We start from the raw sequence: 20248 nt of genomic DNA on the forward strand, positions 1-20248 counted from the left end.
AAATTTACTAAATAAAAAAACAGCCGCTTCTAAGCAGCTGTTTCATCTCATCACATTCCCGTTTTATATTTCTTTTCACTTGAAGAGGTGCTTTTCGTATCATGTTTTGCTTTTTCTTCGCGCCATTCCTCTTTAACATCTTCCATTGGTATGGCATCAACGGTTTGTTCACTTTCAAACATATCAAAAAGGCTTTCGTTTTCTGTCGGATACTGTTCAGGGTTGTCCATGTTGGTATGGGCATTAATTAATCCCTTAGATTTTTTCTTGTATTCCATATCCAATCACCTCATTATATTCATTCCCTACCTTACAGAAAAAAAAACGATTAATACCCTTCCAATATTTTCTTCCATACAAAAAAGCATCCAACTAATTTGAATGCTTTGCAGGAACTCTTCCCTTAAGTACTTTTGTTTTTTCTGCGGCCGATTAACATATGCACCATAGATATAATAAACATTACGGCACCAATAAGCACGATGATATCTGCACCTAACTGTAAGCCGCCACCGATTGAGAAATCGGTAAAAACACGCATACATAAGTAACAAACTGCTACTATAAAAAATACTAAATCAGAGTATTTTTTCATAAATTCCATATTGATAAAAAGACGTGGTTTAAAGCTCATTGGTTCAGCTTATTGTGCTTGGTTCTAATTTATCTATTTTAAAGGGGATATTTTCCTTAACTAAATAAAATGTGAAGCAACGAAACAAGTTAAATAGCTATAAGCAATTTAACTAACCACACCTCTTTTCACCTCCTCTGTATAGTAACAATAACATGTCTTTTCGTTTACGTAAAAGATATATCCTGATGAAATTGAACTAAATGGCCAAATAGCGACCATATATGATTCAGCAGAAACTCACCTGTTTTCTGTTGATTTAGTACGACTCAAAGTTTCAACAAAATTAAGGACAAGAATATAAAAAGGATACACAATCAATCCGCCTATTACAAAAAAACCAGTCTTAGAATTCTGAACATCACCAGCATATGTTATCGGAAACAACGAGGCGATTATATAAATAAACAACACAAGATAAGGTACCCAAAGTATAGTTGTCCAATATTTTACGTTGCTTCCGTTAAACCATTTCCTTGTTAGGAAAAACAGCAGAATGGTTCCGCCGATAATATCAAGCATCAATGTAGCTTCCGTAAATAAATTTACTTTTTGTATATCCCAATTTGTCAGTCTGCTGATTCTATATACATTTGCCATTAACTCAAGAGGAATCACTATTGAAAATGCATAAACACAGGCAACTGCATTTAATTTAATAAAGCTTTTCATACAAGAACTATCCTCCTAGTTATGCATTATGACCTATTTTGCAGCTTAGTATGAACAAGGATCGAGGTTACGTTCAAGAAGATTGTCACGATTACAAGTACTGCTGAAGCGCCTGCCACTGCACCTATTGTATCTAAAAGCGCAGACCAGTCCTCTCTTTTTACTAAATAATAGTTATAGAAAATTTGAAGACAAAGAGAAATCGCACAAGCCGCATAGCTGATACTGCTAAGAACTATACTTTTTCCATGCTCTTTTATTAGACAATATGTAGGAATCGCCAAAGCAATTAATCCTAACAGGATGCTGCCGATATTAAGGAAAGCATAATCAAACATGCTTATTTCTCCTTTAGATCATTAGTATTTTTTTATAACAGCAGAGTTGCGAATTAAGGACATAAGTGAAGAAGCTTGACTCATTTTAGCCCCCTTTTATTCCGAATAAAACAGCGGAATTGGTGGAGGACTGCCTGCTTCAGGTAACAGATACATAAACACAAATAGGAAAATAATCATTATCCCTAACGCCATAACAAAAAACGACAGGATCATATTAGCTTTCTTTATAAAGCCAATTAATCCGCATATGAAACTTGCTGCACCAATAAATAACTCAATAAAAGCGATGGGATATACCGAGAATAGCTCCATAACCTGTACTCTTGCAAAATTAAAAATAGTTATTAATAGTAAATAGATTATTTGTAGAATAAGACCCAAAAACGGATAAAGCAAATTATAACTCCTTTTCCATATTATGTTTCTAACTATTATACCTAGTTTTTCTATGTATGTGAACAATCTTTTGAAATTATATTGTATTTTTCTCACCAAAAAAGCAAAACTACTGGAGTTTTGCTTTTAATAAAAATATTACTCATTAATATTAAGACGAATTTCCTCCAGCTCCTCTTGGATTTGTCCGATAAGCGAAATACACGAGCCTGTTGCTTGTATCCAGCTTCCGATAACGCCAAATTGTCCATCGTTCTGATTGTCATGCAACACTCGATCACCACTTATAGCCTGCATCGAGTTACCAATACCTTGCAATAAATTACCGGTTATATTCTCTGCTCTTCCATCCTCCGTACTGTCAAAAAACTCATCTGCCAGACCGACAAAGCTGCCTAATGCCTGCAACCAGTTACCGGTTATTATAAGTCGTTGCTCTGTGTCTGTATTTGATGTGCCATAAAGCACCAAACCAGCTATGACCGTTGAGTTGCCAACAGCTTGAATTTCATCTCCTAACTTTTCTAGAGATATTGTTCCTTGACCATCAGCTGACAACGCACTCCCTGACGCTTGCAACACATTGCCAACAAGTCTTAGTTGATAGCTTTGATCTTTATCTAAATGAAATTGGGGAGTACTGCCAATAGCAGCCTGTATTGTCCCAATTGTAGAGAAAAGGGAACCAATAATTTCTTTCCAGTGACCATTCATTTAAATCAGTCCAAACCAAGTTGATTATGTATATTGTATTCTATAATTAGTTTGTTGGACCTGATTTTATTTGTTCCATGTAAAGTAATAGTAATTTCGTTGTGATAGCCGTCTAACTCCCCTTTTAAGCGAAGGAGGATACTTTTTTTAAACAGTTATCATTACTTATGTATAACTCGAAGCCTAAATAGGTCAAAAAAATCCCTACTGAAATACAGGGATTTTTCCGCCTACTTTATAGCAGCTTCTTTCATTTGAGGTTCAAGCTATTCTCATACATGTATTTGTGTGCATATCCAATCTATGCTATTTGTAAAATTTTCATTACCACCACATTGGATAAAAAGGACCAAACCTTCTTATTCCGAAAACAGGAAATCCGAACAGCCCAAAGCCTCCAAACGGAACAAACAAGCGACTATTATCATTGCCACCTTGGCTTGGTACTAACAAATAAACATTTTCATCATCAAAACTGTGCAGAATACCTTGATGAACCTCATCATCCTTTGTCTCTATTTGGACAAATTGAAATAGATGTTTCGTACATTTTTGCTGAAACTTATGATGATGACTCATTTTATGATGGTGCTGACTTGATGAAGATTCTTCATAACCTCTAACATTTTCCATACCCAAATTCCCCCTTAGTTAAACTCAAGGGCATATTATTCAGAGGTATTAAAAAGGTGACCAGAAAAAAATGATTTAACAACATAAAATACTACAGTGCTGGGATGCTTGAATTTATTAATTAATTTAAAGATAACAAAGTTAACCTCTATAGACTTTTAAGGAATACTTCTAACTAAAAAAGGAATTCCTATGTACATAAATTATCATAGAAATCTCAGTCTCAGAATTCCGCTTCATCTATCCCTCTCCTTTTTTGTTCAAAATATTTTCGATATTTATCTTGTATAAACATGTTCTTTTTAGAGAAGATAACAATATTACAAGGAAGGAGGTTATACTTGTGCATAAAGACAATTATATTTTTGGAATAGGAGTTTTAGCTATTCTTCTAACAACCGTGTACACCGCTGTCTTAGCATCTCAATTAATGGCCACGAAACATAAAGTTGATCACCTATATTTTAAAGATAAATTTAGTAATCAAAAATGAGCCTACTTTTTTATAAGTTGGCTTTTTTTATTTGATATTATTAAGCAAGCTAACTTATGGTAAATGGTACAAAGGAATTCTCCTTCTTAGATTTGGGACTTTCCAAGAATAAAAAGTCTTTTGGAGAACCATTAGAGTTTATCCGAAGAAATAGGCTTTCAGTACATGATATCTAAAAAACTTATTGTCCTTATATGCGATACCATCCTCATACGTTTTTTTAATACCTTCTAATAATTGTTCCCTCCATTTTGCATGCATTTTACTCATAGATGAATCTTCAATAAAGGCTAATCCAGAATTAATCGACTTAGCATTTGTATTGCTTAGACCATTTAGAATATCTTTAGATTCATACTTTCTTAATAGCCAATCATCATTAGTCATCATTCTAAGGCTATATGCTTTTTTAATAATCTCTAATTGTTCAGCTTTTGATTTGGGTCACCAGGCGATAGCTTATAAATCAGTTCCCATTTAGTAGTAGAATTTTCGAATGTATTGCTTTGAGCATAATTTGAATTTACTACTTCTCCCTTTTCTAACATTTCACAGAAATCTGGATGAAACGATTTTGTTTAAAAGTATTAATTCAATTGCACTTCGTTTATCAATGCTGGTTTAAATAACAACAATTAGAAAATATCTAACTATTTTTACATAACATATAATGAATCCTACTCAGAAAAAGTAGGGTTTTTCTAAATAAATAACTAAAATAAATTATTATTGTTATAACGGTTTATAATTACTGTCCTTTTCATATCTCCATGCAGCTCTATCATTTTTCTCAACTAGCAAGTTTTTTGAATATACACCGAATTCATTCCAACTTTTTTGAGCTTCTCTAAGAGATTCCACATTTGCTCCGCCAGCAAAATCAGGCTCATCGGATTGTAGCGGATCATCTTCCCACCTACATACAACACAAATCTCCCAGGAATTCAATTCAGACAACGTTTTATATCCACAACAAGGACATGTAAATAGTTTCCTTCCCATATTTCACCTCTATATTTATCTTTTTGCGTTTACCAGTTCGTTATGTATTGCAGTTATAGTATTATCTGCTGTTACTACCTCAAATTCTATTAATTTCGGTTCTTTTGTATTAACTTCTTTTCTTTCAAATACTTGTAGGTCTACTTTGTATTCAGCTACTTCTACTTCGGTAGATATATTAGTTTCAATTAGAAAAACAACACCTTCATTCATTTCTGCTGATGTATTTCTGTTTGACATGAAAGAATAAGTACTATTAAACTAATTAGAACTAAATTTAGGTAATATCATATTCACTTATAATGCACTTATTTACAAATAAAAAAAGCCTTGGTATTAGATATACCAAGGCTTCTTCTACTTAATACATTTCCATGTATTGGTCTCGTTCCCATGGATGCACTTGTGTGCGGAACATATCCCACTCAATCTCTTTAGCTTCTACAAAGTGTACGAAAATATGCTCTCCTAAAGCGTCAATCATTGTTGGATTTTGCTTTAGTTCTGTTAATGCGTCTGCAAGTGTTGATGGCAGGTCAACGATGCCTTCTGCAAGGCGTTCTTCTTTGCTCATGATGTAAATGTTGCGGTCTACTGGTGCTGGCGGAGTCAATTCGTTTTTGATTCCGTCAAGGCCTGCTGCTAGCAAGGCTGCCATTGCTAGGTATGGGTTAGCTGCTGGGTCCACGCTGCGTACTTCAACGCGTGTGCTTAGGCCGCGTGATGCTGGGATACGCATTAATGGTGAACGGTTGCGAGCTGACCATGCTACATAACATGGTGCTTCGTAGCCTGGCACTAAGCGCTTGTAAGAGTTTACAGTCGGGTTAGTGATTGCTGTAAAGCTTGTTGCATGCTTAACAATACCAGCGATGAATTGTAGTGCTGTTTCACTCATTTCAAGCTCTGTGTTTGGATCATAGAATGAGTTTTGACCGTTCTTAAACAGGGAAAGGTTACAGTGCATTCCTGAGCCGTTAACGCCGAACAATGGCTTTGGCATGAATGTTGCGTGCAGTCCGTGTTTGCGTGCAATTGTTTTTACGACTAATTTAAATGTTTGGATTTGGTCACATGCTGTAACTGCATCCGCATATTTGAAATCGATTTCGTGCTGTCCTGGAGCAACTTCATGGTGAGATGCTTCGATTTCAAAGCCCATTTCTTCAAGCTCCAACACGATGTCGCGGCGGCAGTTTTCGCCAAGGTCTGTTGGCGCTAGGTCGAAGTAGCCTCCGTTATCGTTCAATTCAAGGGATGGTTGCCCTTTTTCGTCCAATTTGAACAGGAAGAATTCTGGTTCAGGTCCTAAGTTGAAATCAGTAAAGCCGAGAGCTTCCATTTCTTTAAGAACACGACGCAAGTTGTTACGCGGATCTCCTTCGAATGGTGTGCCATCTGGATTGTAAATATCACAGATAAGTCGTGCAACCTTGCCTTTTTCTGCTGTCCATGGGAAAACAACCCATGTATTCAAATCTGGATATAGGTACATATCAGATTCTTCAATTCTTACAAATCCTTCGATGGAAGAGCCATCAAACATCATTTTGTTGTCGAGGGCTTTATCAAGCTGACTGATTGGAATCTCAACATTCTTGATTGTTCCTAAAATATCCGTAAATTGAAGTCGAATGAATTTTACATTACTTTCTTCTGCAAAACGTTTGATATCCTCTTTTGAATAGTTCTTTGCCACGGCTATTTCCTCCTCTTAAGTCCCTTTAATATCTATCTCTGAAAAAATTGAGATCCTCCCTGTCCCATTGAATTGCGGCCATTATTGTTAAAACGTCCTGCATTCAACAGCTCCTTGCGCAAAAGTTTACGCAAGTCTTCATCTGTAAGCTCTCTGCGAGCCTTTTCTGCTTCTTTCTTTACATCTTCTGTTATAACTTGCTTTTCCTTCACTGAGAAGATTTGTTTAATCCCAGCGAGGTTAACACCTTGATCGATTAGATCCTTAATTTCCAATAGTTTGTCAATATCAGTTAAGGAAAACAGTCTCCTGTTGCCATCCGTTCTTGCTGGAGCAATTAATTCGTGCTCTTCATAGTAGCGAATTTGTCGAGCGGACAGCTCTGTTAACTGCATGACAATACTAATTGGGAATAGAGGCATCGACCGACGAATTTGACTACCAGACATAGCGATTCGGCTCCTTTAGATTGATTATATTTACCCAACTTCATTATAGTTTTGGATAGATTTATTGTCAACAAATGTTACAATTTCTAACCTCTGGATGCAGATTTTTTTATGATAACGTAATCAGCTTTTGTTCCAATAATCTGTCAACTGCCATACATACAGCAATTTTTACGTGAGAATACGTTAATCCGCCTTGTACGTAAGCGACATATGGCGGCCTGATTGGACCGTCTGCAGTTAGCTCAATGCTTGCACCTTGAATAAACGTTCCTGCTGCCATAATGACATCATCTTCATAGCCTGGCATGTAATTTGGATATGGTGTGACATGGGAATTGACTGGTGATGCGTACTGCACAGCCTGGCAGAATGCGACCATCTTTTCCTTATCATCAAATTGCACCGATTGAATCAAGTCTGTGCGTGGCACATTCCATTTCGGCGCAGAATTCATCCCAAGCTTTTCAAGCATAGCTGCAGTAAACACAGCACCCTTTAAGCTTTGTCCGACAACATGTGGTGCAAGGAAAAATCCTTGGTACATTTCCTGCAGACTGTATAGAGATGCTCCAGCCTCCGCTCCAATGCCTGGAGATGTCATCCGATAGGAGCATGCTTCTACGAATTTTTCTTTCCCAACAATATAACCGCCTGTTTTGGCAATACCGCCGCCTGGGTTTTTGATAAGAGATCCTGCCATTAAATCTGCACCAACATGACATGGTTCAAGATCCTCTACGAATTCACCATAGCAATTGTCCACAAATACGACAACATCGCTTTTCAATTCCTTAACAAAATCAATCATTTCCTTTATTTCTGCAATTGTAAAGGATGGTCTTGTTGCATAGCCCTTTGAGCGCTGGATACCAATCATTTTTGTATTGCTCTTAATGCTTGACGCGATTTTTTCGAAATCAGGGCGTCCGTCCTCTTTTAAGGCAACACTATTATAAGAAATGCCGAATTCCTTTAAGGAGCCTGTGCCATTCCCTCTAATTCCGACGATTTCTTCTAGTGTATCGTAAGGTTTTCCCGTAATATACAGAAGCTCATCTCCTGGACGCAGCACTCCGAATAACGCAATGCTGATCGCGTGTGTACCTGAAATGATTTGCGGGCGCACAAGTCCTGACTCTCCGCCGAATACTTCTGCATAAATTCGTTCTAGCGTATCTCTTCCTAAATCATCATATCCATAGCCTGTTGTTGGAATAAAATGAGATTCGCTCACCTTGTTGTTTTGAAAGCTTTTCAGAACGCGAAATTGATTTTCGTCAATTCGTTCATCTATTGTTTTATGAACTTCCTTCACTTGTTCTTCTACCTCTCCGACAAGAACTCGGAGTTTATCACCAAATGTTAATTGATCGTACATAATGTTCTCCTATCGTGTTGCTTTATAAGCTTTCAGCTGTCCGGAAAGGCTTGTGTCATGTAAACAATAGCCTGTGCACGTATACTGCTGTTCTTCCTCTTCGAAAACAAGACTTCTAAGTATACTTTCATTTTTCAGCTGCGCCAGCAGCTTACCATTGCTTGCTGGAACGACAACTTCATAATATTCCATATTCTCAATCATCGTGTCTTCAATTTTTTGTTTTAGTCTCATTCTGTCATCTGCGTTTAAGGCACTGATCTCGATACTGTCAAGCTTGGAGGACGGCACGAAGTCTGCATGCGTAAGATCGCGCTTGTTATAAACGGTGATTTGCGGAATCGCAGGGATTTCCAGGTCTGCAAGCAATTTATGCACCGTTTCCTCATGCTGATAATATTCCTCATTTGACATATCAACAACATGTAACAGCAAATCTGCTTCACGCACTTCCTCTAATGTGGAGCGGAACGCAGCAACGAGCGTTGTTGGCAAGTCTTGGATGAACCCAACCGTATCAGTAATAAGCGCACTGAATCCACTCGGCAAAATGACCTTTCGTGTCATCGGATCAAGTGTCGCAAACAAGATGTTTTCCTCAAAGGAATCTGCTTCTGCCACGCGGTTAAACAGCGTAGATTTACCGGCGTTTGTATAGCCTACAAGCGCAATTTGGAATGTTCTGTTGCGCTTTCTTCTTTCTCTGTATCTGTCACGGTGTTCAACGATAACATTCAATTGGCTTTTAATATCATCGATTCTGCGGCGGATATGACGTCTGTCTGATTCAAGCTTCGTTTCACCAGGACCTCTTGTCCCAATACCAGCACCTAGTCTGGAAAGCTGAAGACCTTGTCCGCCAAGCCTTGGCAGCAAATATTGCAGCTGTGCCAGCTCAACCTGAAGCTTCCCTTCCTTTGAGCGTGCTCTTCCTGCGAAGATATCCAAAATCAATTGTGTTCTGTCTATGATACGTGCTTCGATATTTTTGGAAAGATTGCGCACTTGGCTTGGGGACAGCTCATCATTGAAAATGATGATATCTGCATCCATTTCCTCTGCCAGTACTTCTAATTCTTCCACTTTTCCTTTTCCTATGTATGTTGAAGGATGAATCCTGTCTCGATTTTGTGTGATGGAAGCAACCACTTGACCGTGTGCTGTTTCCGTTAAACTTGCGAGCTCTTCCATGGAGTATTCAAATCTTGCTGTGTCATCTGTCGTTTGACAGCCAACAAGGATTACTTTCTCTGTTGATTCTTTTGTTTCATTCAAAAGAAAACCCTCTTTCTACCCTTTGTCTATATTATAGCAAAAATAACGCTTTCTTCACTATTTCTACAATAATAGTATGCGATTATTTTCTATTAATAATCACGCACTTAGCGACTCGCATTCCTTTACAGTAGCATATTCCATGTGAGAAAAACAGCATTTTTTCCCGTCCTAACAATTCCTATTAAAACATACAGAAAAATACAAAAACTTAACTTATGCAAAAAAACAGGAACACAGAGAAATTTAGTGTTCCTGCCTAATATAAACGTTTAAAAACCATTGTTCATTGTTGGTATTTCCTCATTTTGCTTTGACGTGCTTTCATAAATAAGATCATTGCTTCTTAATGTCATTAACTCGTGTTTGTCATAATTACCTTGCATAAGCAAGCGCATGCTTTGTGCACGTATTGACTTTTCTAAAACATTGCGAATGTATCTGCCGTTTGAAAAACTGCGCATATTTTGCCCTGTACGGACATACGTCAAATGGGACTTTAGCGACTTCTCCGCTTCATGACTTAAAGTATACTCTCGTTCAACAAGCATCCTTTTGCCAATTTCCATCAACTGATCTGTCGAGTAATCAGGAAAATCGATGACTAGTGGAAATCGTGAGTGAAGTCCAGGATTCAGAGATAAAAAGAAATCCATTTCCCTTGAATATCCTGCAAGTATAAGAATAAACTCATGCTGTTTATCTTCCATATGCTTCACAAGTGTATCGATCGCTTCCTTACCGAAATCCTTTTCTCCACCCCTGCCTAATGAGTAGGCTTCATCAATGAACAGGATGCCACCAAGCGCTTTTTTTACTAAGTCTCTCGTCTTTTGGGCTGTATGACCAATATATTCACCAACTAAATCAGCTCGTTCTGCTTCAATTAAATGTCCTTTTGACAATACATTCATCTTTTGAAACAGCTTGCCGATTAAGCGGGCAACTGTTGTTTTGCCTGTGCCGGGATTTCCTTTGAACATCATATGTAGAGCTTGCTTGCCAGCCTTTAAGCCATGCTCCTCCCTTTTTTTGTTCACATATATCCAGGCATATATCTCCTTAATCATTTTTTTCATTTCATCCATGCCTACAAGACTGCTAAGCTCTTCCTCTATTTCTTTCAGTGCGCTATGTTCACTTGTCATTTTTTTCGGGATTGATTCAGCTTCTGGCAGTTCTTTTGGAAGAACCTTCTTTTTCTGCGAGTTGATTACAACACTAATCTGTCCATTATTCTTCATCCGGATCGGATGCTCCAAAAGCCACACCTCCTAACGTGGATATGCCGAATATGACATAAGGCATGTTTGCCTGTTTCTTTTCACTCCATAAATAATGTATATTCACTAACATCTTCAATCATTAGTGAAAATTTTAATTTTACACATATCAAAAAAATGCAAAAAAAAAACTCCAGGCTGTCTGCCTGGAGTTTTTGATTATGCTTGTGTGCCTTCTAAATCAATTTGAACATTCTTTTGCGGAGCAAAAGTGGAAATCGCATGCTTGTAAACTAATTGCTGCTTGCCTTCTGATTCAAATAATACTGTAAAATTGTCGAAACCTTTTATAAGTCCGCGAATTTGGAATCCATTTAATAGGAATACTGTGACACTAGTACCATCTTTGCGTAGTTGATTTAAAAATTGGTCTTGGATATTAACTGATTGCTTCATGAAAATCCTCCTCTTTTCTCTCTGCTATTATGTATTCGATTAATTCTAAAGCATTCCTTCTAAATAGCGGGAAATTTCCTTTATTTTTTTAGAAATGTCATTAGATTTGACACTATCTGTCATATCAAACCATTTTACACTCATTTTATTGCGAAACCAAGTTAATTGCCTTTTCGCATATCTTCTTGAGTTTTGCTTTAACTCTGCAACAGCGTCATCTAATGAAGATCTGCCTTCAAAATATTTATAAATTTCCTTGTAGCCGATTGCTTGAATCGATTGGCAATCCTTTAAGCCGGCATCAAAGAAATGCTTCACCTCTGGGAGAAGTCCTTCCTCCATCATCTTGTCGACTCGGAGGTTTATTCTTTCATATAATAATTCTCGATCCATCGTCAAGCCAATAATGGCTGCGTCATACAGCATTTCCTCACTTTGGTTCTCTTGGAGCTCTGACATTCGATTTCCTGTCACATGGAAAATCTCCAGTGCACGAATAACTCTGCGAACATTATGGTGATGAATGCTTGCCGCTGTTAAGGGATCGATTTGCTCGAGCATTTTATGAACCTCTAATGTGCCTTTTTCATCGGCAAGAGCCTCTAGCGATGCCCGGTAGTCTGGGTCTGCTGTTGGTGCTTCCTGAAATTGATAATCATACAGCACGGATTGAATATAAAGGCCAGTGCCACCAACAATAAACGGCACTTTGCCGCGATTTGTAATATCCTTGATTTTGCTGCGGACTAATGTTTGAAATTCAGCTACAGAAAAGGCCTCATCTGAATCAACAATATCAATTAAATGGTGTGGTATCCCTTCCATTTCATCGTTTGTGATCTTAGCGGTCCCAATATCCATCCCTCTGTAGATCTGCATCGAATCCCCGCTGATAATTTCGCCATTGAATTTTTTTGCTAATTCAATGCTCAGCTTTGTTTTACCAACAGCTGTCGGACCGATTAATACAATAACTTTTTCCTTGTCTATCAAACCATTCAACTGCCTTTTATAACTTTTTAGCACAAGTAATCTTGACTTTTTTTATTGTACCATAAATACATGCTTACGTTTAACATCTAACAATTATTGCCCTCTTTTTCCCGAATTATACACCACTTTCCTTTAATCTGTTTCTATTTCTTTATTCTTATTATCTCTTACAATAATTTCGTAAGGATTGTCTTCTGATATTTCTTTGATTTCACTTGTTTCTAAAAACCTTGTGATGCTTCTTTTTACCTCTCTTGCAATGATTTCAGCATCCTTGTCTTCTTTTAATAAATAAAGTCTAACATCGAACTTCATCACACCGTCGTCTGGTTCTGCAAACATTGCCTTGAATGTATACTTTTCTGAACTTGCCAAGGCAGTATTAATATATTCTACAACATCGCCCCAAATGTAGGCTTGTTCATGATCTTTATATCTGTATTCTTCCACAAATAATTTGCGATCGTCCTTGTACTCATCAAGGATAGCTTGAGTTATATCCTCTGCTTCTTGTTTCTTGCCAATTTCCTCAGGAATCTCAATACTCCATGCATCTGTAGACCAACTAACGAATAGAGGATAAAATAGATTACTATTAACCTCAAATTTATCCATTATTTTTTTGGATAATTGATTATTTATTTTTTCAAGTATCTCATTTGAAATGGCTGTTTCCTCATCCATTTCCACTTCTTCCATTGGTGGACTTTCTTCTGGTATATAAAAGTTAGTTTCCATAAAAAAATCTATATTCCGCTTCTGCATCTCAGCCTCTACCAATGATTTAATCTCTTCCTGCTTGGCTTCGTTGTCTTTCCCTTCTATTTCCAAATAGGCATATTCTGCATTACTATCCACTGAAAAATAGACATCCTGATAGCCTGCATTTGCAATTGCAGCACGTACTTCATCTAATGCTTCTTCCTGCTCTATCGACTCTTTAAATATGTCCATAATATCGATACCAGGATTAACTTCCGCTTTAGCTTTTAATGCTTGGCTGCCTGCTCCGCCAATTAGCAAAACCAATAAAAAGGTTATAATTGGCGCAAATCTCTTGATATGGAAGGGACGCTTAAACTCAGGGGGCTCCTCCATATCTTCTATATAAGCTAAGTCTTTATGCAGCTGCTGTTTTAATTGCTGCAGGTCTGTTCCAGTTTGACCTGAAGTCCACTGCATTAAAGCATCCATCAGCATTTGCTTTGCTTCTTTTTCACTATACCCCATAATCCTTGCACTTTTCTGGATGCTGTAGCCCTTATAGTAGTGCAAAACAAGCAGCAATCGTCCCTGTTTGTCGACTTTGCTTAGACCAGCTGTGAACTTTACTTGCATTGAATTTTTTTGTCTTGCGCTTGGCTGCTTTTCTACTTGTTTAGCGAGCAGCTTTAACAGTCTTCGCTCTGACTTTATTGGAATAATAGCATTTAACGCTTCCTTCTTTGTTTCTTCTATTAATATGGCTGCCTCATTATCGTTATCTGCAACGATGCTGGCAATCCTCTTAAGCTCTTGATTTAAAACACTGATATTCTTGTCTGCCAAGCAACGTCTTCCTTTCTATTATCCCACTGTATATATTGACAACTAGCTTAGAATAGAATTCCAACAATACCATTTTATAGGGTAATAACGGAAAAGTCATTATATTATGACAAGTGAAATGTAAAAAATCTGTTTCCTTTTCATATTTTTTATGTAAAAGGAAACAGAATATGAGATGGCATGGATTATCTGTGCAGCATTTTGTTGAGGGCATGTCTCGCTTTGCTTGCTACTGCCTCTTCGACAAGGATGCGATTGCTCTCGAATCCGTCCTCAAGCGATTCGAGACACCACACTAAATGGGGCAGGTCAATTCGATTCATAGTCAGGCATGCACACATATAAGGATTTAAGCTGATTATATGCTTATCCGGATGATTTTGAATTATTCTGTTGACGAGATTCATTTCGGTTCCCACAGCAAAGGATGTGCCCGGTAAAGCTTGTTCAATCTCTGTAATAATATAATTGGTGGAGCCAGCCATATCTGAAAGGGCAACAACTTCGCGGCTGCATTCGGGATGAACGATAACTTTCATGTCTGGGTGTTTTTTACGGACATTTTCAATATTGGCGGTCGTGAAGTTTTCATGCACAGAACAATGCCCTTTCCATAAAATCACCTTTACCTTATCCAAATCCCCTTCAAATATTAACTCATTTTCAATGGGGTCCCAAATGGCCATATGCTCAAGAGGGATACCGAGGTTAAAGGCGGTATTTCTGCCTAAATGCTGATCTGGGAGAAACAGAAGTCTTTCCTTTTTGGTAAGTGCCCATTCAACCAGCTGTTCTGCATTAGAAGACGTTACGGTCGCACCACCGTGCTCGCCGACAAATGCCTTGATAGCTGCAGTTGAATTAACATATGTTAACGGGATTATCGTACTTCCAAAGGTTTGAGTTAGAACGTCCCAGGCCCGCTTTGTTTCGTATATATCGGCCATATCGGCCATCGAACAGCCTGCCCTCATGTCAGGCAAATATACCTTCTGATCATTGGTTGTCAGAATATCTGCTGTTTCTGCCATAAAATGCACACCGCAAAAAACAATAAATTCTGCTTTTCTGTTTGCGGCAGCAATCTGGGCCAATTGCAGGCTGTCACCTGCTGCGTCCGAAAATTGGAACACCTCATCCTTTTGATAATGGTGACCAAGAATGAATAATCTGTCGCCAAGCCTATCTTTTACTGCTTTTGCTCGCTCCTCAAGTTCGTTCATTTCCATAGTCATATAATGCACAGGAATCTGTCTAACACTTTCTAATAAGTTCACCGTTCCATTCCCCCTCATAATCCCTTTATCTAAAAGCTTGCTTTCACGCTTATATCCAATGCTGTTGCTGAATGGGTGATAAATCCTAATGAAATATAATCGACACCACAATCTTTATAAGCAGGTAAATTTTCGAGTGTGATTCCGCCTGATGCTTCTGTTGTCACCGTTTCAGGAACATGCGGTATCCATTTGGCAATGTCTTCTGGTGAGACGTTATCAAACATGATAACATCTGCCCCTGCTGCTAAAGCATCGTGCATTTGCTCGAATGACTCGGTTTCTACTTCTACTTTCATCATATGGCCTATTGATTTTTTGACTGCCCGAACTGCCTCTGTTATTCCTCCAGCGAAGGAAATATGATTATCCTTAAGCATCACTGCATCATATAATCCAAAGCGATGATTAAATCCGCCTCCGACGGTTACTGCATATTTTTCTAGCATGCGCAGACCTGGTGTTGTTTTTCTTGTATCACAAATTTTTGTATAACCACTGTTTAATGCTTCTACTGCTTTATTTGTTAATGTGGCAATTCCGCTCATTCTCTGGATAAGATTTAAAATAACCCTTTCTCCCTTGAGCAGGTTCTTAATTTCTCCTCTAACAGTGGCAATCGTTTGGCCAGGCTCGATTCTTTCTCCGTCCTCTAAATGGACTCGAACATCTATTTTGCGATCGAGAATAAAAAAGCCTTGCTTGATAATGTCCTTTCCGCAAAAAAGCCCTGTTGATTTAGCAAGGAAGATAATTTCGCCTTCCTGCGAATTTGGAAAAATGCTATCGGATGTGATATCACCACCGCCGATATCTTCGTTAAAAAAACTTTCAAGTTGCTGCCGTAATTTTATTTCGTTCATCACTTGCACCCTCAATCCTTTCCATTTTCAGGAGAACTTTCTGTTTTCTCCAGTTTTCTACTTCTTGGGGAAAATCGCTTCTATAGTGCCCGCCCCTGCTTTCCGTCCGTATAAGGGCCGCTTTTGTGACAAGATAGGCTGTCAGCACCATAAAATACGTTTGCCGCTCTTCCTTTTCAGAACTAGCTGTTTGCACTTCCCATTTTTCCCCATTTAAATAAGACTCTAACCATAATTGATGCTCCTGTAGCATTTTTTCTGTCCTGATGATTCCAACAGAAGCCATTGTTCGTTGTTGTAGCTCCTTGATGCTTGGGAGACTTTTGTATTTCTTTTGTAAATGTATCGGTTTTGCTTCCTGAGTAGTTTCTGATTTTTGCTTGCCTGTTTCATTCAAGTATTTAGCTAGCTCGTTTCCCATATACAAGCCTTCAAGCAAGGAGTTACTTGCAAGCCGGTTTGCCCCATGTAAACCAGTGCAGGCGGCCTCACCAATGGCGTACAATCTATCGACCGACGTTTTCCCGCCAAGATCTGTCTCAATGCCACCCATTAAAAAATGACAGCCGGGAGCAACGGGAATTTTTTTGTTTTGCAGATTAATACCATGCTGTATGCATTTAGCTGTAATACTGGGAAAGCGTTCCGCAAAGTTTTCCACATTTGCAATATCTAAATAGACTGACTCGCCTTTTTTCCAATATTGGTAGATTCTTTGCGCTACGATATGACGTGGTGCCAAGTCTTTATATGGATGAATATTTGCCATAATTGGAACTCCGCTGTCTGTAACTAGAACTGCTCCTTCGCCTCTGACTGCCTCTGAAATTAGTCCTACTGTTTTTCCGTCAACATACAGCAATGTTGGATGAAATTGAACAAATTCCATGTTGATGATATTAGCTCCTGCCAAATAAGCAAGTGCGATGCCATCACCAGTGATTGTAGCTGCGTTGGAAGTATATTCATAGATTTGCCCGCATCCTCCTGTGGCGATAATTATATGATTGGCGATAATTCGTTTTTTTGTACCGTCTGCCATTATAGCTTTTGCGCCAATGCAGCTGCCTTTGTCTGAAAGGATGAGTTCATACACAAACACGCCTTCTTTGATTGTCACATGAGCAGGCATTGTGGCCACAAGGAACTCTATCACTTTTTTTCCTGTTTCATCACCGCCACTATGTACAATACGATTCTCTGAATGTGCTCCTTCCATACCAAGACTCCAGTTACCGTTTTTCTCTTGATCAAATGCACATCCTGCTGCTGCCAAATCATGTAAGAGGACAGGAGCCATTTTAGTGACGGTTTTAACAGCACAAATATCGTTATGAAATCGGCCTGCTTCTATTGTGTCAAGGGCATGCTGTTCATAGCTGTCTTTAGCGCTGATGCTTGCTGCAATGCCACCTTGAGCCAAATAAGAATTACTGGTTACAAGACTCATCTTTGTGAGAATCATCACATTTAAATGAGAAGCAAGCTGTCGTGCCAGCTGTAAACTGGCGATACCACTGCCGATTATCAATACATCTGTTTTCATTATTCACCCTCCTGATTTTACAGGTGTCTTGACACTTATATTTACATAGTTTTAAACTAATGACAAGTGTTTTTTTAGATTCCAAGTGATTTGGTGTAGAAAGGGTGAGTAAATGATTTATTTAGATTATGCAGCGTCATGTCCTCTTGATTCTGATGCTGGCAAGATGTACTTGGAGGTTTCAGCGGACTATTACGGGAACAGCAGCAGTCTTCACGATATCGGAGGAAAGGCAAAAGATTTACTGGAAAGCTGTCGCGGGGAAATGGCACGATTGCTTGGGGTGGAAAAAAGCGGCGTATACTTTACAAGTGGCGGAACGGAAAGTAATTTTCTTGCCATAACAGCACTCCTCTCTGCCAATAAAAGTTCTGACAAACATATTATAACTACAGCAAGTGAGCATTCATCCATTCATGGAACAATAAAAAGATTAGAAAGGGACGGGTATTCGGTAACCTATTTGCCGCTTGGTGCTAACGGAATGATTGATATCAATGTGCTTGAAACATGTATAAAACCGGAAACGGTGCTGGTATCCATACAACATGTTAATGCTGAGATCGGCGCCATTCAGCATATTGAAAAAATTGGCACAATGTTAAAAGAAAAAGGTATTTATTTTCATAGTGATATGGTGCAAAGCTTTGGAAAGCTTGATATTGCTGCCATTTCTGCCAAGGTAGATTCCCTCTCTATATCAAGCCATAAATTCTACGGTCCTAAGGGAGTTGGGTTAACTTATATTTCTCCTACAATTCCATGGACCGGCTTTCTTCCTGGCACAACACATGAAAATGGCTTCAGGGCGGGAACGGTGAATATTGCCGGTATCGCCGCAATGTGTGTAGCTGCCCAAAAAGCAGTGCAAAGATTGGCAATTGATCAAGCTCATTATCTATCATTACGAGAAATCGTCATCGAATCGGCCTGGTCTACCGATAACTTAATCGTTTTTCAATGCGGCAACCAGCTCCCAGCCGTTGTTGGCATGCGGATTCGCGGGATTGAAGGACAGTGGACGATGCTTGAATGTAATCGCAAAGGCTTTGCAATTTCAACTGGAAGTGCTTGTCAAACAGGACAGCAGGCTCCTTCGAAAACGATGAAGGCTTTAGGATTATCTGACGAGGAAGCGAAGGAATTTGTGCGTGTTTCTTTTGGAAGAGCAACAACTATAGCTAATGTGAAAGCCTTTATGGAAACAGTCGTCTCCCTTGCAAATGAACGTAATGCCTTAAAGAAGTAAAAATGGAGGGTCGCATGTATAATGCGTACCCCTCCTATTTTTCCAATGCTTGCCAATATACCTTCCAGCAAGCCTCCAGCTTTTCTTCGGCTTTTTTTTCGGTATGATCGTATACGAGTTCCACCATAATACTCATTAAAATACCCGTGTAGGCAATCGTAAGCGTTTTTTCATCTAAGCCTGTAATCACGTCTTCAGCAAGCCATTTTATAAAGGCTTGTTCAAGCATGTTCTCCTGAAGTACCTCGACCTCAACGACCTCTTCGACAATCGCATCATATAAATGACTCGGTGGAAAGAAGCTCATTCTTAGCCAGAATTTCAAGCTCTGGTTTTCTTCGAACAGTCTTTTCACTGCCACTAAGTATTCATATAAAAAAGTCTCTGGTCCAAGATTTGCAGATTCGCTAAAATAGGCCTTTTTCGTTTGGATCTCAACTGCCTTTGCTTCTCTTAGCACCTCTAAAAACAAGGCATCCTTGCTGCTGAAATGGGAATAAATAGAGGATTTTTTTATGCCGACCTCCTCTGCAATCATCGCAAGTGATGCCCCTTCATAGCCTGATTGCGTAAAATGCTTGATGGCCGCTTTTTTTAAATCTTCTTTTGTCATCTTTACTCATTTCCTCCTTTATCCGATAAGCTTTAAGCCAATTGCAGCAGCTAATATAAGTCCAATAAAAAAGAGCCTTTTTGCATCCTTCGGTTCGCCATATATAAACATTCCAAGTAAAGCGGACCCAACCGTTCCGATTCCCGTCCATACACCATAGGCTGTGCCCATCGGAATGGTATTCATGGCATATGACAGCAGGGAAAAGCTGCAGGCAAACCCGATAATTAACAAAAGAATAGCATCCCATTTTTTCATGGCTGCCCGCTTCATGTTAACAACCCCGAACACTTCAAATAACCCTGCACCAACTAACGCTAACCATGCCATTATGAGCCCTCCTCTGCTGAACTGCTTTCATCTGTGACGACTTTCAAGCCGATAACTCCTACAAGCAATACGATAACAAGTAACAGCTTTAAAAGCTGGAATGGTTCTCCGAAAAACAGCATTTCTGCTATAACTGTTCCAATTGTACCAAGTCCTGTAAATACTGCGTAGACTGTTCCAACTGGCAAAACCTTTGTTGCATATATTAGCACAGCGAAGCTGATTATAATAGCAATAGCTGTACCAGCCCACTCTAGGGCAGTATCAGCATGCTTTAAGCCTGACACCCAAGCAACCTCCATTAAGCCTGCGGCAAGAACCATCATCCAATGTCGATTCATTGCTGTTCCTCCTTCGAATTAACTACCGACCGTTCGTTAGTTATTATTTCATGAAAAATATATTAAGTCAACTACCATCCCTTTTCTAAAATTATTATAAAGAAAAAAAGCAGCGGTTTT

Annotated in this window: 25 protein-coding genes; 1 reads left to right on the forward strand and 24 read right to left on the reverse strand. The window is 38.8% G+C overall.

Features of this window, described 5'->3' with window-relative positions; all coding sequences use genetic code 11:
• Window positions 1–50: 50 nt before the first annotated feature.
• The 21 genes from CEQ21_RS23835 to nadB form a co-directional block, all read right to left on the reverse strand.
• Window positions 51–278, reverse strand: a complete 228-nt coding sequence (locus CEQ21_RS23835; RefSeq protein WP_185766686.1) for a hypothetical protein — start codon at window positions 276–278, stop codon at window positions 51–53.
• A 125-nt stretch (window positions 279–403) separates the two neighbouring features.
• Window positions 404–634: a hypothetical protein gene (locus CEQ21_RS23840; protein ID WP_185766687.1), complete on the reverse strand. Its 231-nt coding sequence runs from the start codon at window positions 632–634 to the stop codon at window positions 404–406.
• A 240-nt stretch (window positions 635–874) separates the two neighbouring features.
• Window positions 875–1306, reverse strand: a complete 432-nt coding sequence (locus CEQ21_RS23845) for a hypothetical protein (protein WP_185766688.1) — start codon at window positions 1304–1306, stop codon at window positions 875–877.
• A 26-nt stretch (window positions 1307–1332) separates the two neighbouring features.
• Window positions 1333–1644 carry a hypothetical protein gene (locus CEQ21_RS23850; protein ID WP_185766689.1) on the reverse strand — a complete coding sequence of 104 codons (312 nt, stop codon included), beginning with the start codon at window positions 1642–1644 and terminating at the stop codon, window positions 1333–1335.
• A gap of 96 nt (window positions 1645–1740) precedes the next feature.
• A complete protein-coding gene (locus tag CEQ21_RS23855; protein WP_235907323.1) occupies window positions 1741–1959 on the reverse strand; it encodes a hypothetical protein in 219 nt (72 codons plus the stop codon).
• Between the two features lie 222 nt (window positions 1960–2181).
• The gene (locus CEQ21_RS23860) at window positions 2182–2757 is read right to left on the reverse strand and encodes a DUF6944 family repetitive protein (protein ID WP_185766691.1); all 576 of its coding nucleotides are present in this window, start codon (window positions 2755–2757) and stop codon (window positions 2182–2184) included.
• 324 nt (window positions 2758–3081) lie between these two features.
• Window positions 3082–3390, reverse strand: a complete 309-nt coding sequence (locus CEQ21_RS23865; protein ID WP_185766692.1) for a hypothetical protein — start codon at window positions 3388–3390, stop codon at window positions 3082–3084.
• Window positions 3391–4021: 631 nt separating this feature from the next.
• Window positions 4022–4273 (reverse strand): hypothetical protein, encoded by a 252-nt coding sequence (locus CEQ21_RS23870; RefSeq protein WP_185766693.1) that lies wholly within the window; start codon window positions 4271–4273, stop codon window positions 4022–4024.
• Window positions 4274–4615: 342 nt separating this feature from the next.
• Window positions 4616–4885 (reverse strand): CPCC family cysteine-rich protein, encoded by a 270-nt coding sequence (locus CEQ21_RS23875; protein ID WP_185766694.1) that lies wholly within the window; start codon window positions 4883–4885, stop codon window positions 4616–4618.
• Window positions 4886–4900: 15 nt separating this feature from the next.
• Window positions 4901–5098 (reverse strand): hypothetical protein, encoded by a 198-nt coding sequence (locus CEQ21_RS23880; protein ID WP_185766695.1) that lies wholly within the window; start codon window positions 5096–5098, stop codon window positions 4901–4903.
• 148 nt (window positions 5099–5246) lie between these two features.
• Window positions 5247–6584: a type I glutamate--ammonia ligase gene (glnA, locus tag CEQ21_RS23885; RefSeq protein ID WP_185766696.1), complete on the reverse strand. Its 1338-nt coding sequence runs from the start codon at window positions 6582–6584 to the stop codon at window positions 5247–5249.
• Window positions 6585–6616: 32 nt separating this feature from the next.
• The gene (locus CEQ21_RS23890) at window positions 6617–7033 is read right to left on the reverse strand and encodes a MerR family transcriptional regulator (protein ID WP_127742842.1); all 417 of its coding nucleotides are present in this window, start codon (window positions 7031–7033) and stop codon (window positions 6617–6619) included.
• Window positions 7034–7142: 109 nt separating this feature from the next.
• Window positions 7143–8414 (reverse strand): methionine gamma-lyase family protein, encoded by a 1272-nt coding sequence (locus CEQ21_RS23895; RefSeq protein ID WP_185766697.1) that lies wholly within the window; start codon window positions 8412–8414, stop codon window positions 7143–7145.
• A 9-nt stretch (window positions 8415–8423) separates the two neighbouring features.
• The gene (gene hflX, locus CEQ21_RS23900; protein WP_185766698.1) at window positions 8424–9689 is read right to left on the reverse strand and encodes a GTPase HflX; all 1266 of its coding nucleotides are present in this window, start codon (window positions 9687–9689) and stop codon (window positions 8424–8426) included.
• A gap of 272 nt (window positions 9690–9961) precedes the next feature.
• Window positions 9962–10951 carry a stage V sporulation protein K gene (gene spoVK / locus CEQ21_RS23905; protein WP_185766699.1) on the reverse strand — a complete coding sequence of 330 codons (990 nt, stop codon included), beginning with the start codon at window positions 10949–10951 and terminating at the stop codon, window positions 9962–9964.
• A gap of 180 nt (window positions 10952–11131) precedes the next feature.
• On the reverse strand, window positions 11132–11368 hold the full coding sequence (gene hfq / locus CEQ21_RS23910; RefSeq protein ID WP_127742850.1) for an RNA chaperone Hfq: 237 nt from the start codon (window positions 11366–11368) through the stop codon (window positions 11132–11134).
• A 45-nt stretch (window positions 11369–11413) separates the two neighbouring features.
• Window positions 11414–12370, reverse strand: a complete 957-nt coding sequence (gene miaA / locus CEQ21_RS23915) for a tRNA (adenosine(37)-N6)-dimethylallyltransferase MiaA (protein WP_419181627.1) — start codon at window positions 12368–12370, stop codon at window positions 11414–11416.
• A gap of 123 nt (window positions 12371–12493) precedes the next feature.
• On the reverse strand, window positions 12494–13909 hold the full coding sequence (locus CEQ21_RS23920; protein WP_185766700.1) for a hypothetical protein: 1416 nt from the start codon (window positions 13907–13909) through the stop codon (window positions 12494–12496).
• Window positions 13910–14094: 185 nt separating this feature from the next.
• Complete coding sequence (gene nadA / locus CEQ21_RS23925) at window positions 14095–15186, reverse strand: quinolinate synthase NadA (RefSeq protein WP_185766701.1); 1092 nt, start codon at window positions 15184–15186, stop codon at window positions 14095–14097.
• Window positions 15187–15215: 29 nt separating this feature from the next.
• Complete coding sequence (gene nadC, locus CEQ21_RS23930) at window positions 15216–16049, reverse strand: carboxylating nicotinate-nucleotide diphosphorylase (protein ID WP_185766702.1); 834 nt, start codon at window positions 16047–16049, stop codon at window positions 15216–15218.
• On the reverse strand, window positions 16018–17595 hold the full coding sequence (gene nadB / locus CEQ21_RS23935) for an L-aspartate oxidase (RefSeq protein ID WP_235907325.1): 1578 nt from the start codon (window positions 17593–17595) through the stop codon (window positions 16018–16020). Before nadB ends, nadC begins: the two co-directional genes overlap by 32 nt.
• A gap of 112 nt (window positions 17596–17707) precedes the next feature.
• Here nadB and CEQ21_RS23940 point away from each other — a divergent pair, with 112 nt between their 5' ends.
• Complete coding sequence (locus CEQ21_RS23940) at window positions 17708–18844, forward strand: IscS subfamily cysteine desulfurase (RefSeq protein ID WP_185766703.1); 1137 nt, start codon at window positions 17708–17710, stop codon at window positions 18842–18844.
• A 34-nt stretch (window positions 18845–18878) separates the two neighbouring features.
• Here the strand turns inward: CEQ21_RS23940 and CEQ21_RS23945 are convergent, their stop codons facing one another.
• The 3 genes from CEQ21_RS23945 to CEQ21_RS23955 are packed head-to-tail and all read right to left on the reverse strand — an operon-like array spanning window position 18879 to window position 20128.
• Window positions 18879–19457, reverse strand: a complete 579-nt coding sequence (locus CEQ21_RS23945) for a TetR/AcrR family transcriptional regulator (RefSeq protein WP_185766704.1) — start codon at window positions 19455–19457, stop codon at window positions 18879–18881.
• An 18-nt stretch (window positions 19458–19475) separates the two neighbouring features.
• The gene (locus tag CEQ21_RS23950) at window positions 19476–19787 is read right to left on the reverse strand and encodes a DMT family transporter (protein WP_328593492.1); all 312 of its coding nucleotides are present in this window, start codon (window positions 19785–19787) and stop codon (window positions 19476–19478) included.
• A complete protein-coding gene (locus tag CEQ21_RS23955; RefSeq protein WP_185766705.1) occupies window positions 19787–20128 on the reverse strand; it encodes a DMT family transporter in 342 nt (113 codons plus the stop codon). The genes CEQ21_RS23950 and CEQ21_RS23955 overlap by 1 nt, the downstream gene beginning before the upstream one ends.
• Between the last annotated feature and the right edge of the window lie 120 nt (window positions 20129–20248).

The organism is Niallia circulans (assembly GCF_007273535.1).
GTDB lineage: Bacteria > Bacillota > Bacilli > Bacillales > Cytobacillaceae > Niallia > Niallia circulans_B.

Bases quoted from the DNA above. Each gene is read 5' to 3' on its own strand.
- CEQ21_RS23835 (WP_185766686.1), bottom strand. From the start codon at position 278: ATGGAATACAAGAAAAAATCTAAGGGATTAATTAATGCCCATACCAAC.
- CEQ21_RS23840 (WP_185766687.1), bottom strand. From the start codon at position 634: ATGAGCTTTAAACCACGTCTTTTTATCAATATGGAATTTATGAAAAAA.
- CEQ21_RS23845 (WP_185766688.1), bottom strand. From the start codon at position 1,306: ATGAAAAGCTTTATTAAATTAAATGCAGTTGCCTGTGTTTATGCATTT.
- CEQ21_RS23850 (WP_185766689.1), bottom strand. From the start codon at position 1,644: ATGTTTGATTATGCTTTCCTTAATATCGGCAGCATCCTGTTAGGATTA.
- CEQ21_RS23855 (WP_235907323.1), bottom strand. From the start codon at position 1,959: ATGGAGCTATTCTCGGTATATCCCATCGCTTTTATTGAGTTATTTATT.
- CEQ21_RS23860 (WP_185766691.1), bottom strand. From the start codon at position 2,757: ATGAATGGTCACTGGAAAGAAATTATTGGTTCCCTTTTCTCTACAATT.
- CEQ21_RS23865 (WP_185766692.1), bottom strand. From the start codon at position 3,390: ATGGAAAATGTTAGAGGTTATGAAGAATCTTCATCAAGTCAGCACCAT.
- CEQ21_RS23870 (WP_185766693.1), bottom strand. From the start codon at position 4,273: ATGATGACTAATGATGATTGGCTATTAAGAAAGTATGAATCTAAAGAT.
- CEQ21_RS23875 (WP_185766694.1), bottom strand. From the start codon at position 4,885: ATGGGAAGGAAACTATTTACATGTCCTTGTTGTGGATATAAAACGTTG.
- CEQ21_RS23880 (WP_185766695.1), bottom strand. From the start codon at position 5,098: ATGAATGAAGGTGTTGTTTTTCTAATTGAAACTAATATATCTACCGAA.
- CEQ21_RS23890 (WP_127742842.1), bottom strand. From the start codon at position 7,033: ATGTCTGGTAGTCAAATTCGTCGGTCGATGCCTCTATTCCCAATTAGT.
- CEQ21_RS23895 (WP_185766697.1), bottom strand. From the start codon at position 8,414: ATGTACGATCAATTAACATTTGGTGATAAACTCCGAGTTCTTGTCGGA.
- hfq (WP_127742850.1), bottom strand. From the start codon at position 11,368: ATGAAGCAATCAGTTAATATCCAAGACCAATTTTTAAATCAACTACGC.
- nadC (WP_185766702.1), bottom strand. From the start codon at position 16,049: ATGAACGAAATAAAATTACGGCAGCAACTTGAAAGTTTTTTTAACGAA.
- nadB (WP_235907325.1), bottom strand. From the start codon at position 17,595: ATGAAAACAGATGTATTGATAATCGGCAGTGGTATCGCCAGTTTACAG.
- CEQ21_RS23940 (WP_185766703.1), top strand. From the start codon at position 17,708: ATGATTTATTTAGATTATGCAGCGTCATGTCCTCTTGATTCTGATGCT.
- CEQ21_RS23945 (WP_185766704.1), bottom strand. From the start codon at position 19,457: ATGACAAAAGAAGATTTAAAAAAAGCGGCCATCAAGCATTTTACGCAA.
- CEQ21_RS23950 (WP_328593492.1), bottom strand. From the start codon at position 19,787: ATGGCATGGTTAGCGTTAGTTGGTGCAGGGTTATTTGAAGTGTTCGGG.
- CEQ21_RS23955 (WP_185766705.1), bottom strand. From the start codon at position 20,128: ATGAATCGACATTGGATGATGGTTCTTGCCGCAGGCTTAATGGAGGTT.